The sequence below is a fragment of the Avibacterium gallinarum genome (assembly GCF_002921135.1).
Classification (GTDB): Bacteria; Pseudomonadota; Gammaproteobacteria; order Enterobacterales; family Pasteurellaceae; genus Avibacterium; species Avibacterium gallinarum.
Map to the genome: position 1 here is coordinate 147,199 of NZ_PQVJ01000006.1, position 16,400 is coordinate 163,598.

11 protein-coding genes and 2 tRNA genes are annotated in these 16,400 nt (G+C 40.6%); 5 read left to right on the plus strand and 8 right to left on the minus strand.

Annotation, left to right across the window (positions count from 1 at the left end; translation table 11 throughout):
• Nucleotides 1-46: 46 nt before the first annotated feature.
• The 6 genes from aceF to rsgA form a co-directional block, all read right to left on the minus strand.
• Nucleotides 47-1,945, minus strand: coding sequence for a pyruvate dehydrogenase complex dihydrolipoyllysine-residue acetyltransferase (gene aceF / locus C3007_RS02310; protein ID WP_103852900.1), 1,899 nt, complete (start codon nucleotides 1,943-1,945; stop codon nucleotides 47-49).
• 51 nt (nucleotides 1,946-1,996) lie between these two features.
• Nucleotides 1,997-4,660 carry a pyruvate dehydrogenase (acetyl-transferring), homodimeric type gene (gene aceE / locus C3007_RS02315; RefSeq protein ID WP_103852901.1) on the minus strand — a complete coding sequence of 888 codons (2,664 nt, stop codon included), beginning with the start codon at nucleotides 4,658-4,660 and terminating at the stop codon, nucleotides 1,997-1,999.
• A 396-nt stretch (nucleotides 4,661-5,056) separates the two neighbouring features.
• Complete coding sequence (crr, locus tag C3007_RS02320; protein ID WP_103852902.1) at nucleotides 5,057-5,557, minus strand: PTS glucose transporter subunit IIA; 501 nt, start codon at nucleotides 5,555-5,557, stop codon at nucleotides 5,057-5,059.
• A gap of 62 nt (nucleotides 5,558-5,619) precedes the next feature.
• Complete coding sequence (gene ptsI / locus C3007_RS02325) at nucleotides 5,620-7,347, minus strand: phosphoenolpyruvate-protein phosphotransferase PtsI (RefSeq protein WP_103852903.1); 1,728 nt, start codon at nucleotides 7,345-7,347, stop codon at nucleotides 5,620-5,622.
• A 98-nt stretch (nucleotides 7,348-7,445) separates the two neighbouring features.
• On the minus strand, nucleotides 7,446-7,703 hold the full coding sequence (gene ptsH, locus C3007_RS02330; RefSeq protein ID WP_100295592.1) for a phosphocarrier protein Hpr: 258 nt from the start codon (nucleotides 7,701-7,703) through the stop codon (nucleotides 7,446-7,448).
• A 220-nt stretch (nucleotides 7,704-7,923) separates the two neighbouring features.
• Nucleotides 7,924-8,979: a small ribosomal subunit biogenesis GTPase RsgA gene (gene rsgA, locus C3007_RS02335; protein WP_103852904.1), complete on the minus strand. Its 1,056-nt coding sequence runs from the start codon at nucleotides 8,977-8,979 to the stop codon at nucleotides 7,924-7,926.
• 80 nt (nucleotides 8,980-9,059) lie between these two features.
• Here rsgA and orn point away from each other — a divergent pair, with 80 nt between their 5' ends.
• The 3 genes from orn (at nucleotide 9,060) to C3007_RS02350 (ending at nucleotide 9,907) form a co-directional block, all read left to right on the plus strand.
• On the plus strand, nucleotides 9,060-9,608 hold the full coding sequence (gene orn / locus C3007_RS02340; RefSeq protein WP_103852905.1) for an oligoribonuclease: 549 nt from the start codon (nucleotides 9,060-9,062) through the stop codon (nucleotides 9,606-9,608).
• A 132-nt stretch (nucleotides 9,609-9,740) separates the two neighbouring features.
• A tRNA-Gly gene (locus tag C3007_RS02345) sits at nucleotides 9,741-9,816 on the plus strand.
• Between the two features lie 15 nt (nucleotides 9,817-9,831).
• Nucleotides 9,832-9,907, plus strand: a tRNA-Gly gene (locus C3007_RS02350).
• Between the two features lie 262 nt (nucleotides 9,908-10,169).
• Here the strand turns inward: C3007_RS02350 and topA are convergent.
• A complete protein-coding gene (gene topA, locus C3007_RS02355; protein WP_103852906.1) occupies nucleotides 10,170-12,776 on the minus strand; it encodes a type I DNA topoisomerase in 2,607 nt (868 codons plus the stop codon).
• 101 nt (nucleotides 12,777-12,877) lie between these two features.
• On the opposite strand from topA, the gene C3007_RS02360 reads away from it, so the two are divergent.
• Nucleotides 12,878-13,783 (plus strand): LysR family transcriptional regulator, encoded by a 906-nt coding sequence (locus C3007_RS02360; protein ID WP_103852907.1) that lies wholly within the window; start codon nucleotides 12,878-12,880, stop codon nucleotides 13,781-13,783.
• A gap of 100 nt (nucleotides 13,784-13,883) precedes the next feature.
• Here C3007_RS02360 and sppA read toward each other — a convergent pair whose 3' ends face one another.
• A complete protein-coding gene (gene sppA / locus C3007_RS02365; RefSeq protein WP_370445391.1) occupies nucleotides 13,884-15,740 on the minus strand; it encodes a signal peptide peptidase SppA in 1,857 nt (618 codons plus the stop codon).
• A gap of 206 nt (nucleotides 15,741-15,946) precedes the next feature.
• On the opposite strand from sppA, the gene C3007_RS02370 reads away from it, so the two are divergent.
• On the plus strand, nucleotides 15,947-16,180 hold the full coding sequence (locus C3007_RS02370; protein ID WP_103852909.1) for a hypothetical protein: 234 nt from the start codon (nucleotides 15,947-15,949) through the stop codon (nucleotides 16,178-16,180).
• Nucleotides 16,181-16,400: the final 220 nt, after the last annotated feature.

Below are 16,400 nucleotides of genomic sequence, written 5' to 3' on the forward strand. Positions count from 1 at the left end.
CTTTAACTAAACAGCGTTTCCCATTTTAATGAGAAACGCTAAGGAATTACATTACTAAACGACGAAGATCGCTTAATACACCATTGATGAAGGTGATAAATCTTGCACCGTCTGCCCCATCAATCACGCGGTGATCGTAAGAGAGCGATAATGGTAACATCAAGCGTGGAGTAAATTCTTTGCCGTTCCATACTGGTGTCATTTCAGATTTAGATACACCTAAAATCGCCACTTCTGGGGCATTCACGATTGGGGTAAATTGTGTACCACCAATACCGCCTAGGCTTGAAATGGTGAAACAACCACCTTGCATATCAGATGCAGTTAATTTACCTGCACGCGCTTTTTTCGAGATTTCGGCTAATTCACGTGAAAGCTCGATGATGCCTTTTTTGTTTACATCTTTAAATACAGGCACAACTAAACCGTTTGGTGTATCTACCGCTACGCCAATGTTGATGTATTTTTTCAAGATCAAGCTTTGTGCATCTTCAGATAATGAGCTATTAAAGCGTGGGTAAGCTTCTAAGGCTTTCGCTACCGCTTTCATAATGAATACAAGTGGGGTGATTTTTACATCAAGTTTTTGTTTTTCCGCAAGCACATTTTGCTCTTTACGGAATTGCTCTAAATCTGTGATGTCTGCTTTATCCCATTGTGTCACGTGTGGAATCATTACCCAGTTACGGTGTAAGTTCGCACCAGAGATTTTTTGGATACGGCCTAATTCAACTTGTTCTACTTCACCGAATTTGCTGAAGTCCACTTTCGGCCAAGGGAGTAAGCCTAAACCTGCACCATTCGCTGCGCCTGTTGATGCTGCGGATACAGAACCACTTTCAACGGCTTTCACTGCGGCTTTCACATAGGCTTGAACGTCTTCTTTCAGGATACGACCTTTACGGCCTGTTCCTTTCACTTTATCTAGGTTTACCCCAAACTCACGAGCTAAACGGCGAACCACAGGGGTTGCGTGAGCAAAACTTGCACTTGCTGTAACTTCTGCTTGGTTAGCAGGCTGCGCTGATTGTGCTGGCGCAGCAGGTGCTGCCGCTTGAGTTTGTGCAGGTGCTGTCGCTGCTGGTTGAGTCGCTGGGGCTGCTGCAGGTGCTGAACCCGCTACTTCAAAACGCATAATTAATGAACCAGTTGAAACTTTATCCCCTGATTTCACTAAGATTTCTTTCACTACACCGGCAAATGGTGCAGGAACTTCCATTGAAGCTTTATCGCCTTCAACAGTGATTAATGATTGCTCTTCAGAAACGCTATCGCCCACAGCAACCATAATTTCAGTCACGTTTACTTCATCACCGCCAATATCTGGAACGTGAACATCTTGCACGCCACCTGATACTGCTGCAGGTGCTGCTGGTGCTTCTGCCACTGGCTGAGCTGCAGGAGCAGAGGCGGAAATGGTTTCAAATTTCATTACTAATGAACCTGTTGAAACCTTATCACCCACCTTAATGAGAATTTCTTTTACCACACCAGCCACAGGCGCAGGCACTTCCATAGAGGCTTTATCGCCTTCTACGTTTAAGATAGATTGTTCTTCTGCAACGCTATCACCTACGTTTACTAAAATTTCAGTTACGTTTACTTCATCGCCACCGATATCTGGAACGTGAATTTCAATCACAGAACCACCCGCACTTTGCGGTGCTGCTGGTGCTGCAGCTTTTTCTTCAGCGGCAGGTGCTGGTGCAGCTGCTGCCCCTTCTAAAATAAACATTGGCGTACCCGTTGAAACTTTATCGCCAACTTTTACTAATACTTCTTTAATGACGCCCGCTTCTGGAGAAGGCACTTCCATTGATGCTTTATCGCCTTCAACATTAATTACTGATTGATCAATTTCAACCGTATCACCAGCTTTTACCATCACTTCGGTAACGGTTACTTCATCGCCACCAATATCTGGAATTTGAATTTCTTTAGCCATTTTCTTTTTTCCTCAAAACTCCCCCTACTAAAGCAAGGGGAGCGATGTTAATTATGCGTAAAGTGGGTTAATTTTATCTGCATCAATGCCATATTTTGCAATCGCATCTGCAACCACTTTCTTGTCAAAGATACCTTGTTTAACAAGCTCAGTTAATGCTGCGATTACCACATAATGTGCATTCACTTCAAAATGCTCGCGTAAGTTTTCACGGCTATCTGAACGACCAAAACCGTCTGTACCTAATACACGATAGCTTTGCGCTGGAACAAATGCACGCACTTGCTCTGCATAAAGTTTGATGTAGTCTGTTGCAGCCACCGCAGGTGCATCATTCATCACTTGAGCAATGTATGCTGTTCTTGGCTCTGCTTCAGGGTGTAATAAGTTCCAACGCTCTACATCTGCACCATCACGCGCTACTTCAGTAAATGAAGTTACGCTATATACATCAGAAGTTACACCGAAATCATCTGCAAGTAATTTCGCTGCTTCACGAACGTGGCGTAAAATCGCACCAGAACCTAATAATTGAACTTTGCCTTTACCTTGACCAGTTACTGTTTCGAATTTATAGATACCTTTACGGATACCTTCTTCTGCGCCTTTTGGCATTGCTGGTTGGTCATAAGTTTCGTTTAAGGTTGTGATGTAGTAGTACACATCTTCTTGTTCTGGCCCGTACATACGGCGAACACCGTCTTGGATAATCACTGGTACTTCAAAGGCGAAAGCTGGATCATAAGAGATACAGTTTGGAATTACCGCTGATTGAATATGGCTTTGGCCATCTTCGTGTTGTAAACCTTCACCGTTCAATGTTGTACGGCCTGATGTACCACCGATCATAAAGCCACGCGCACGTTGGTCGCCTGCTAACCACATTAAATCGCCCACACGTTGGAAACCAAACATTGAGTAATACACAAAGAATGGAATCATTGGTACGTTGTTTGTGCTGTAAGAAGTTGCTGCTGCAATCCAAGATGCGGTTGCACCTTGTTCGTTAATCCCTTCTTGTAACACTTGACCATCAATGGCTTCACGATAATAAGAAACTTGTTCGCGATCTTGTGGGGTGTAGTTTTGTCCGTGTGGGTTATAAATACCGATTTGACGGAATAAACCTTCCATACCGAAAGTACGTGCTTCGTCTGCGATAATTGGCACAATGTGTTTACCCACAGATTTGTTTTTCAACAATACGTTTAATGAACGAACAAACGCCATTGTGGTTGAAATTGGGCGAGATTGTGCTTCAAATAATTGCGCAAACTCTTCTAACGCTGGCACTTCAAGTTCGTGAGTAAAGCGTGGCGCACGGGTTGGTAAATAACCATTTAATGCTTGACGGCGCTCGTGAAGATATTTGTACTCTTCTGAACCTTCTTCAAACTTGATGTATGGTAATTTCTCAATATCTTCATCAGATACCGCAATATTGAAACGATCACGAACGTGTTTAACGCCCGACATATCCATTTTCTTAACTTGGTGAGCGATGTTTTTACCTTCAGCGGCATCACCCATACCATAACCTTTGATGGTTTTCACAAGCAATACAACTGGTTTGTCTTTAACTTGTTTTGCTTTATTGAATGCAGCGAAAACTTTTAATGGATCGTGACCACCACGGTTTAATGCCCAGATTTCATCATCTGTCATTTCTGCCACTAAGGCTTCAGTTTCAGGATAACGACCAAAGAAGTGTTTGCGTACATAAGCACCATCTTTTGCTTTGAAGGTTTGATAGTCACCATCAACTACTTCCATCATTAATTGTAATAATTTACCTGAAGTATCACGTTGTAATAAACGATCCCAACGGCGACCCCAAACAACTTTGATCACTTCCCAGCCACAACCGTTAAATTGTGCTTCTAATTCTTGAATAATTTTACCGTTACCTGTTACTGGACCATCTAAACGTTGTAAGTTACAGTTGATCACGAAAACAAGGTTATCTAATTTTTCACGTGCTGCGAAAGCAAGACCACCGCGAGATTCCACTTCGTCCATTTCGCCATCACCTAAGAATGCGTAAACGGTTTGATCTGCTGTGTCTTTCAAGCCACGGTTATGTAAATATTTTAAGAAACGTGCTTGATAAATAGCATTCAATGGCCCAAGACCCATTGATACCGTTGGGAACTGCCAGAATTCAGGCATTAATTTAGGGTGTGGGTAAGAAGAAAGGCCTTTTCCGTGAACTTCTTGACGGAAATTATCTAATTGCTCTTCAGTTAAACGGCCTTCAACAAAAGCACGCGCATAAATTCCTGGAGAAATATGACCTTGGAAGAAAACTAAGTCGCCACCATTTTTTTCGGTACGCGCTTTAAAGAAATGGTTGAAACAAACTTCATAGATTGTCGCAGAAGATTGGAAAGATGACATATGGCCGCCAAGCTCTAAATCTTTTTTAGAGGCTCTTAATACCATCATAATTGCATTCCAACGAATCGCACTACGAATACGGCGCTCAAGATCTAAATTACCTGGATAGTTCGGCTCTTCTTCAACAGGGATAGTATTAATATAGTCTGTGGTAACACCTGTTGGTAAAGATACTGAATTTGCACGAGCGTGCTGCATTAATTGCTCAATAATAAACTGTGCTCTTTCAACACCTTCTTCACGAATTACTGAATCGATCGCCAATAACCAATCATTGGTTTCGACTGGATCTACGTCATTTCTTAACATTTCTGACATAGTCTTTTCCTTATTTGTTAAGTTGAAGTTAAGTTCAATTTCTAGACGAAACTGAACAACGAATGGATAACTAATACCTATATCTAGGCTATTTTACAACTATTAAAACCCGTTTACAAATCTTTAACAAAGATTATAAAAAATATAAGATTTGTTGAAATTAGAAAATTTTTTGATAAGTCTTAGGAAAGGCAAAAAATTTATTAAAAAATTCCACCGCACTTTAAATAATCGGTAAAAATAGCAGATGACTGATAATTTTTACTTAAAGCGCTTTAATCTTTATCAATCCTACTCGTCAGCTGATTGACGGATAAATCTTATCAGCGATGAAGATTTCCCTTATAAGAAAAAGCCCATTCTCTCAATGGAATGGGCTTTGTTATATTGCATTTTTTATTTTTTCACTACAAGAACCACAGACTCACCAGCAACAACTTCGCCTGTTTTTTTCTCAATATGGCTAACTTCATCCATATTAGAAATTACTACAGGGGTAAGCACTGATTTTGCTTTGGCTTCAAGTAATTCTAAATCTAATTCAATAATGGTATCACCACGTTTAACGGTTTGACCTTCTTCGGCAACACGTCTGAAACCTTCTCCTTTTAATTCAACAGTATCAATACCAAAGTGAACGAATAATTCCACACCATCGGTAGATTCCATTGAGAAAGCGTGATTGGTTTCAAAAATTTTACCTACAACACCATCAACAGGGGCTACAAGTTTGTTACCTGTTGGGCGAATTGCGATACCATCACCAACAATTTTTTCTGAGAAAACAACATCTGGTACATCTTCAATGTTCACAATATCACCTGAAAGCGGTGCATAAATCTCTACTTCAACGGTTTTATTGCTTTTTGAACCAAATAATTTATCAAAAAAACCCATTTTTAGTCTCCTACTAAGTGAATGTTTGGGCTATTCTAGCCCAAAACTTGAATAATTGGTATCTAGTTTAACGCATTTTCTGCTAAAAAGTCTGCAACCAATTTTTCAATATCTGCTGCTGTTGGCTGTTCGAGCGCTTTATCAGCAAGCAATTTTGCATCTTGATAGTTTACATTGCGGATTAATTTTTTAATTCTTGGTACTGAAATTGCACTCATACTAAACTCGTCTAAGCCCATACCAAGTAGCAATAAGGTTGCTCTTTCATCACCCGCTAGCTCACCACACATACCTGTCCATTTACCTTCGGCGTGGGAAGCATCAATCACCTGTTTGATTAAGCTCAATACAGATGGGGTCATTGGGTTATATAAATGAGAAATTAATTCGTTACCACGATCTACCGCAAGGGTATATTGGGTTAAATCGTTCGTACCAATACTGAAGAAATCCACTTCTTTTGCTAAGAATTTCGCATTCACCGCCGCTGACGGGGTTTCCACCATCACACCAATTTGAATGTTCTCGTCAAAAGCCTTGCCTTCATTGCGTAGCTGCGCTTTTAATACGTCAATTTCTGCTTTTAATGTACGAATTTCTTCCACAGAAATAATCATTGGGAACATTACAGCCAATTTACCGAAAGCTGATGCTCTTAATACGGCTCTTAATTGAGCGTGTAAAATTTCTTTACGATCTAAGGCAATACGAATTGCACGCCAGCCTAAGAATGGATTCATTTCTTTTGGTAGATTTAAGTAAGGTAACTCTTTATCACCACCAATATCCATTGTTCTTAATACCACTAAACGGCCATTCATCGCTTCAACAACTTCTTTATAAGCGATAAATTGTTCTTCTTCCGTTGGAAGCTGATCGCGATCCATAAATAAGAATTCTGTACGATATAGGCCTACGCCTTCCGCACCGTTACGATCTGCCCCTTCCACATCGCGAATTGTACCAATGTTTGCTACCACATCAACGCGATGACCGTCTAAAGTCAACGCTGGTAGATCTTTCAATTTCGCTAATTCTGCTTTTTCTTCGGCTAATTGCGCTTCTAACGCTTTTAAGCGATCAATTTCTTCTTGGCTTGGATTCACATAAACACGATTATTCACCGCATCAAGAATTAAGAAATCACCCGTATTGACTTGTTGCGTAACGGTATTTGTCCCCACAATCGCTGGCAACTCTAATGAACGTGCCATAATTGAAGTATGAGAAGTTCTGCCACCAATATCAGTAATAAAACCAAGCACTTTATCAAGGTTAAGCTGCGCGGTTTCTGATGGTGTTAAATCATACGCGACAAGAATGGCTTCTTCGTTGATCTCACCAAGATCAACAATGTGCATACCTAAAATATTCTTGATTAAACGATTACCAATATCACGAATATCTCCAGCACGCTCTTTTAAATATTCGTCATCAATTTCTGACAACATTGCCACTTGCTGATCAATAATCGTGCTTGCAGCAACACCGGCATTCACTTTATTAGAACGTAAATAATCAATGATTTCTTCTTCTAATTCCTCATCTTCCAAAATCATTAAATGGCCTTCAAAGATTGCTGCTTTCTCTTCACCTAATGACGCATAAGCACGATCTTTAATTGCGGTTAATTGCTCAACGGCTGCATTACGTCCTTCATAAAAACGTGCAACCTCAGCTTCAACTTGATCGTCTTGAATTTTTTGCGTATCAAGTACGATTTTTTCTTCTTTTAAAACAAGTGCTTTACCGAAAACAATGCCGGGGGATGCTGGAATACCTGAAATCATAGTGACCTTCCGAACTAATAATTAAATCTGGCTATAAATAGAACAATAGCCACAAACAGACTTTCCCTTGAAAGTGAAATTTGTGGCTAATGGTATGATTACTCTAATGTAGGAATTAAAGCGACTAAATGATCTACTGCTTTTTGCTCATCTTCGCCTTCAGCAGAAATGGTGATCACTGTTCCTTGTGTTAAACCTAAAGTTTGTAATTTAAAAAGGCTTTTTGCACTTGCACTTTTGCCACCAGAAGTTACAGTGATGTCAGAAGCAAAGGCTTTCGCTTCTTTTACAAACTGAGCCGCTGGGCGAGTATGTAAACCATTTGGAGCAATAATTTCAACATCTTTTGAGTACATAGTAAAATCCTCTTAATAATTGTTTGAGTATAAATCTTGATCTGAAACCAAACGGTAAAGATTACCGTTCAATTATGTATTTATTTCATCTCTAAAAATAAATCTTGAAATAGTATTCAACTTAACACAACAATAATCAACCCCAATCGCCACAAAATTTGAACTAAGTCACAAAAAAACACTTAAAGCGGCGTTTTTTTATTCGGTTATTAACCTTTATTTAACCATTGTCCTGTGTGAAGAAGTGTCTATGCCCCTTTGTTTCAGATAAACTTTCAATTAAATTATGATAGTTTTTAAATCTTACGGGATCGATTTTTCCTTGCTCAACCGCTTCACGCAACGCACACCCCGGATCATTCAAATGTTTACAATCCCTAAATTTACAAGTGCCTAGCACATATTGAAATTCACGGTATCCTTTCGTAATTTGATCTGCGTCCAAATGCCATAAACCAAACTCACGAATCCCCGGTGAATCAATCAGATCGCCGCCTTGCGGTAAATGATAAAGACGAGAAGAGGTGGTTGTGTGGCGGCCTAATCCTGTTCCCTCGCTCACCGCACCAACCTGTGCATTCACATCAGGTAAAATGCTGTTGATTAAACTGGATTTGCCTACCCCTGATTGCCCCACAAAAATGGACGTGCCTTGCGATAAAAGTGCGGTGAGATTTTGCATATTTTCGCCTGTTTTAGCAGAAATCATTAGCGTTTGATAGCCAATTTTTTCATAAACCTTAAGTTGTTTTTCCACTGCCGCACGCTGGGTTTCCGATAATAAATCAGCTTTATTAATCACGATCACCGCAGGGATTTTCGCATTTTCACACACTACTAAATAGCGATCGACAATATTCCAAGACAACTCAGGCACCACTGCGGACACAATAATAATGCGATCAATATTTGCCGCGATCACTTTTAAGCCGTCGTAATAATCAGGGCGCGTAATTTCATTTTTACGCGGGTGAATGGCTTCAATCACACCGCTCACCCCTTGTAACTTCTCGCTGCCTTGACGCCACAATACTTTATCGCCAACCACTAAATTCGCCAAAGTGCGGCGTAAATTACAGCGAAAAATTTCACCTTGCTCATTTTCCACATCGGCGTGCAAAGAATAACGGGTTACCACTGTACCCTCTTGCGTTGGGCCAAGCATTTCATCTTGCCACTGAATATCCTCATTTCTTGATTTGTGACGTTGTAATGTTTTTGCATTATTAGAACGAATTCTACGCTGCTGATTGTAAGTTAATTTTTGTTTGCTCAAAGATAAATCCTTAAAGTGCGGTTGTTTTTCGGTTAAAATATGCCGAAATCATCAAAATAAAACTCACATAGGATACCCTAATGCAATTAGATAAACAAAACCTTATTTGGATTGACTTAGAAATGACGGGCTTAGATCCCGAAAAAGAACGCATCATTGAAATTGCCACCATTGTAACCGATAAAGATCTCAATATCCTTGCAGAAGGCCCTGTGCTTGCCATTCATCAACCAGATAGTTTACTGGCAAAAATGAGTGCTTGGTGTCAGAAAACCCATAGCGAAAATGGCTTAATTGAACGCGTAAAACAAAGCAAACTCACCGAACGTGCCGCGGAATTACAAACTTTAGATTTCCTAAAAAAATGGGTGCCTAAAGGTGCATCACCCATTTGTGGCAACAGCGTTGCGCAAGATAAACGCTTTTTATTCAAATATATGCCTGAACTCGCCGACTATTTTCATTATCGCCACCTTGATGTCAGCACCTTGAAAGAACTTGGATCGCGTTGGAACCCTGAAATGTTAAAAGGCTTTAGTAAGAAGAATACCCACCTTGCTTTAGATGATATTCGTGAATCTATTGCAGAGCTGGCTTATTATCGTGAGCATTTTATCAAAATGCCTTAGCCTATTTATTGCTAGGAAATGGGAAAAATCTCGCTTTCTGATCAATAACTAAACAAGCAATCAAATTTTTTATAATTTTACTTGCGGGCGTAAAAATTTTTCGTATAATACGCCCCGTTCCTTATGGAATATGCGGGAATAGCTCAGTTGGTAGAGCACGACCTTGCCAAGGTCGGGGTCGCGAGTTCGAGCCTCGTTTCCCGCTCCAATCTCCTTATCTCTTGCGGGAATAGCTCAGTTGGTAGAGCACAACCTTGCCAAGGTTGGGGTCGCGAGTTCGAGCCTCGTTTCCCGCTCCAAGTTTTTCTAATATTTTAATTAGCAAATTTTTTCTATTTATCTTTTTTATTCTTTCCTATTATCTGCTTTTTACTAATAAAAAAGCGATAGCCAAAGCTGAACATTTCAAATTAAAATAGAAAAATATTTTCTAGAAAAAACAAACAAAAAAGAGAATAAAAGCAGAAAAAGAAAAGTGCGGTAGAAAAACGCCAAATTTTCCACCGCACTTTCTATCTGATTAATATCGCCTTTTCACAAAATAACTTCTATATCAAAGGGTTATTTACCATTCTCAACCCATTTTCCGTCAATATAATCAGCACGCCATTTTGTGGCTTTGCCATTTTTTTCAGAGGTAATATATTGACGTTTTTCCTTACGGCTAAAGCGAACAATGGCCTCGTTGCCTTCAGGATCTTTCTGTGGTGCATCGGCTAAATATTGCAATTTTTCTGGCAGACGATCACGATATAGCGCCAATTCTGCCACTTTTGCAGCCCGAGTTTCACGAGATTTCGGGAAATTATGTGCAGACATAAACACGCCACTTGCCCCATCTCGCAACACAAAATACGCATCAGAATTTTCACATTTTAGCTCTGGGAAATGTACTGGCTCTTCTTTTGGTGGTGCAACTTCACCATTTTTTAAGATTTTGCGCGTGTTATCACATTGGGTACAAGCCATATATTTGCCAAAACGCCCCAATTTTAAGTGCATATCTGCGCCGCACTTATCACATTCCACCACTGGGCCGTCATAACCCTTAATCTTAAACTCGCCTTGCTCCACCACATAGCCATCACAATTTGGATTATTTCCGCATACATAAAGTTTTCTTTGTGGATCAATAATATAGCTATCCATTGCCGTGCCACATTTCGGGCAACGTTTGCGATCCATTAGGGCTTTGGTTTCAGAAGCTTCGTCCAGCACATTTAATAGTTCGGCTTCTGGAATTAAATTTATTGTCGTTTTACACCGCTCTTTTGGAGGTAAAGCATAGCCTGAACAGCCTAAGAATACGCCTGTACTTGCGGTACGAATCGCCATTGGGCGGCCACAAGTTGGGCATTTAATATCGGTTAGCACAAGGCTATTTGGCTTCATTCCACCTTCTAGCTCATCTAATTCGGCTTGGCTCAGCTGAGCAGAAAAATCTTTAAAGAATTGATTTAATTCCGCTTTCCAATTTTTTTCACCATTGGCAATTTGGTCTAGCACATCTTCCATATTGGCGGTGAAATCATAATTCATTAAATCAGTAAACGATTGGTTAAGGCGATCGGTAACAATCTCCCCCATTTTTTCTGCATAAAAACGGCGATTTTCCACCCGCACATAACCACGATCTTGAATGGTTGAAATGATCGCAGCATAAGTAGAAGGGCGACCAATTCCGCGTTTTTCCAGCTCTTTTACCAGTGCCGCTTCAGTAAAGCGCGCAGGCGGTTTTGTGAAATGTTGCTGTGGAATAACTTCTTTTAAATTTAGCTGATCGTTCACCGCAACGGCTGGCAGCACTTGATCTTCGGCACTTTTGCTCATTGGCGGTAACACTTTCGTCCAACCATCAAAACGTAAAATACGCCCTTTGGCTTTCAAGCCGTAATCGCCCGCCGTTACCGTGAGTGTTGAGCTGTCATATTGCGCCGCAGGCATTTGGCAAGCCACAAATTGACGCCAAATAAGATCATATAAACGCACCGCATCTTTATCCATTCCCTGCACATCAGCCGCCAACACACGCACATCTGAAGGACGAATGGCCTCGTGTGCTTCTTGCGCATTATCTTTGCTCGAATAAAAATTCGGTTTAGCTGGCAAATAGGCATCACCATAATTTGAACCGATATAATCACGCACCATATTTAACGCATCTTTACTCAAATTAGTGCTATCAGTACGCATATAGGTAATATAACCTGCTTCATACAAACGCTGCGCCAGCATCATTGTTTTTTTCACGCCAAAATTAAGGCGAGTACTTGCGGTTTGTTGCAAGGTTGAAGTAATAAATGGCGCTTTCGGTTTAGAGCTAGTTGGCTTGGTTTCTAAATCAGAAACGATATAGTCAGATTTTTGTAAAAAATCCACCGCACTTTGCGCTTGTCGTGCATTCTTCGGCTCAAATTTTTTCCCTTTAAAACTGGTTACATCAAGACGCAAACCAATTTTCTGTGCGGTTTCCGTTTGCACCGCCACTTCCCAATATTCTTCAGGTTGGAAAGCTTTGATCTCACGCTCGCGTTCTACTAATAATTTCACCGCAACCGATTGCACACGCCCTGCTGATAGACCGCGCGCCACTTTCTTCCATAATAATGGCGATACCATAAAGCCCACCACGCGATCAAGAAAACGGCGTGTTTGTTGGGCATTAACACGATCCATATTGAGATGTTCTGGGTGTTCAAAGGCTTGAGTGATGGCATTTTTGGTGATCTCGTTGAATACCACGCGGCTAAAGCGATCATCATCACCACCAATCACTTCACGCAAATGCCAAGCAATGGCTTCCCCTTCTCTATCCAAATCGGTAGCGAGATAAATATGATCGGCTTTTTTCGCCAGCGATTTGAGTTCCGCCACCACTTTTTCTTTACCTGGTAAAATTTGGTAGTTAGCTTTCCAATCGTGATAAGGATCGATCCCCATACGCTTCACCAAGGCATTACGTTCTTTTTCTTGCTTAATGGCTTGCTTTTGTTCGGGGCTTAATCCTTTGGTAGAAATTGGCTTGGCTTTTTCACCAGTACTCATTCCAGCGGTAGGTAAATCGCAAATATGCCCTACGCTGGATTTCACTATATAATCCTTTCCTAAATACTTATTAATGGTTTTCGCCTTGGCTGGCGACTCCACAATCACTAAAGATTTACTCATCTTTTTCTTTACCTAATTTCTGCTAACTTGTGTAAAATTGCCCGATATATTGCGGACTATCTGTGGATTGGTCAATCATTTTTTTAAAAAAGGAAGAATAAATGGATAAACTCAATGCAATTTCTGTCTTTTGTAAAGTGGTGGAAACGCAAAGTTTTACCCAAACCGCTATACAGCAAAATATCTCCGTAGCAATGGCAAGTAAGCTAGTTTCACAACTGGAAGAACAGCTGAAAACACGCTTGTTGCAGCGCACCACCAGAAAGATTGTGCCTACTGAAGCGGGGCTGCTTTATTACCAACGTTGCCAGCCTATTCTGGCAGAATTACAAGATGCCGAAGCCAGTATCAGCAATCTTGCTAGTGCATTACAAGGCAAGCTACATATTTCCGTGCCGCGGGATTTTGGCTTGCGTTTTATTGCGCCTAATTTGGGCTTATTCTTACACGCTAATCCTGATCTTGAAGTGGACATTGAATTTAACGATCGTTTAGTGGATTTAATCACCGAAGGCTTTGATCTCGCTTTACGCATTGGCAATTTGCAAGACAGTTCGCTGGTGGCGAAAAAAATTGCAAGTTCAACAATGCACATTGTGGGATCGCCCGATTATTTCGCTAAAAAGGGTATTCCACAAACGCCAGAAGAACTCTATCAACACAAAATAATGCTGTATAAATCCAATAATAATCAAGTATTTTGGGAATTTATCAACGGTACAAGAATTGAGCGCTTACGTGTACAAGCTGATGTAATGTGCAACAGTGGCTTGGCCTTGGCAGAACTGGCAAAATCAGGACTTGGCATTGTGAATTTACCACGTTTTCTGATTGAAAATGAATTAGCTTCAGGGAAATTAGTGGAAGTGCTGGCTGACTATCCACAACATCAGATTGATATGAATATTGTCTATCCCCACCGCCGTCATTTGGCGGCGAAAGTGAAAGCCTTTGTGGATTTTTTAAGTCAGCTTGGGTTATGCCAAGAAACCGCTAGCAATAAATAGAAGGAATAATAGAAATAAAAAGAAACAAAAAGAAATAAAAAGTGCGGTGCAATTTTCAAAAATTTTCCCCTTCTATTTACATAAAAGGGGAAAATAATTTTTAGCGTAACGTTCCGCAGTTAATACAGTATAAATACTGCCCTTTTGGATCGTTAAATTGGCTCAGTTGGTTGAGCTGTTGTTTTACTTCATTGAATGGTTTTGCCAAGCCAAGCGCACTGAATAATTGCTGTTGCGTGCCTTTGCCAAAGCTTTTCACCAAGGCATCAAGCATAGAATCATTGCGTTCAATTAACCATTCCACACTAAATTCTTCTGCACTTTGCTCGCCTTGTTTTGCTTTAGCTAATTCCTTTGCTTTTTCCACCGCACGATCAAAATCGCCGAGTTCGTCCACCAATTTATTTTGTAAGGCTTCCGATCCTAACCACACTTGACCTTGTGCGATTTTATCTACATCTGTTTTAGCTAGCTGACGGCCTTTGCTGACAAGCGAAAGAAATTTATCGTAACCATGTTCAATTTCCAGTTGATAAAGATCACTTTTTACTTTTGAGATGCCACCAAAAGAAGACTGCTGACTTAATGGTGAAGTAGCCACGCCATCAGCATTCACGCCAATTTCTGCTACGGCTTTCTCAAAGGTTGGGAACATGGCAAAAATACCGATAGATCCCGTAATGGTATCCGCATCAGCTAAAATATAATCTGCCGTGCTAGAAATCCAATAACCGCCCGAAGCTGCCATTGCTCCCATTGACACCACCACTGGCTTGCCTGCTTGTTGTAAATGAACGATTTCCTGACGGATAATTTCTGACGCAAAGGCACTGCCACCGGGGCTATTTACACGCAAAATCACGGCTTTGATTTTTTCATCTTCATAAGCCTGACGCAGCAATGTGGCAATCGTATCACCGCCAACACCATTGTCATCGGTTTCACCGTCAATAATTGCACCCTCGACATTGACCACCGCAATGCGTGTTTTACCTTCCCCTTCAATGCGATCAGGTAAATCTGCCAAATAGCGATCAAACGGCAACAATTTTGCTTTACCCTCTGCATTTTTGCCAAAAAGTGCGGTGAGTTTTTGTTCTAAAGTGAAACGATCAGCAAGTTGCGTCACAAATTTTTGCTGTTGAGCATAGGCCGTCAAATCCCCATTTAAGGCTTTCAAATTCGCAAAATATTGCTCCGCTTCAGGCAATACATTATCAACAGGGATTTGGCGATTGGTTGCGATCAGCGTTTTATAATCCGTCCACATTGTGCTTAACCAACGTTGCATATTGGCTCTGGCTTCTGCCGACATATCATTACGCAAAAACGGCTCAACGGCAGATTTATACGTCCCTACACGGAAAATATGTGGCGTGATTTTTAGCTTGTCGAGCAAATCTTTGTAATACAGGTTTTCCAGTGCCAAGCCTTGAATCTCCACTGCACCAATCGGGTTGAGATAAATTTCATCGGCATAGCTTGCGAGTACATATTGTTTTTGCGTATAGCTATCCGCATAAGCGATCACCGGCTTACCACTTTGCTTAAACTGATTAATCGCCTTGCCTACATATTTAATCGCAGGCAAATCAGCCCCTTCAAAACGGTTCAGATCTAACACCAAGCCTTTAATGCGTGGATCATTCACCGCAGAGCGAATGCTATACACCAAATCAAAGGTAGAAATTTGACGTGGCACATATTGAGAATCCACTTCTTTTAACAAATCTTGCAAAGAGTGGATTTCTTCACGATTATCCGCTAAATATCCATCTAAATTCAGCAATAACGCCCCTTCATCCGCGCTCAGTGGCGCTTGAGTTTCTTTATTTGCATTTGTGAGCAAACTCACCACTGTAAAAAGAAACAACACAAAAACAAGAAAGACTAAATTCATCACAACATTGCGCACAAAATTTAATCCTCGCCATAGCATAGAGCCTAGTTTCATCAGCGATTTCATAGATTTCCTTATTTTTTGATTTTATTTGAGAGAGCGTATCATAAACAGATTAACACCCAAATGCGAATTATTCTTTCCAGAATGCCTGTTTTTATCCACTTTGATCTGTTTTCTCGATCAGGATCGCAGAACTCACCAAAAAATCACCGCACTTAAAAAGGTTTTGCTATGGTTGATCTCGGCACAAGGAGAACCCAATGTTAAATTTATTCAAACGCCCGATCGAAGTGGAAACCTTAGAAGCTTGGGCAAAAATGGTAGAAGATATTGCCAAAGTTGCGATACTTGCAGTCCCCGTGATAATATTTGGTCAAAATGGAATACTATTTAAGATTATGAGTAGTCTTACATTAATGTTTGTTATTTATGCCACTCTCGTTGCTGGAAAGTTGCTTAGAAAACACAAATCCCAGCTATCAAAGGAGGATTAAATGGAACTCACCATTGGATTACTTGTTCTTTTAGGGATTGTTCTGGCTTTTTTAGCTGCCATTAACCACACCATAAAACAAGCTGAAAAAGAAGATAAAAAAAACTAATTCCAGATATCGAAGGAGGGCTAAATGGAGCTTACTATTGGATTATTAGTTTTATTGGCTGTAGTTTTAGCTTTTGGTGCAGGGATTAATCACGCAGCAAAAGAAGCCGATA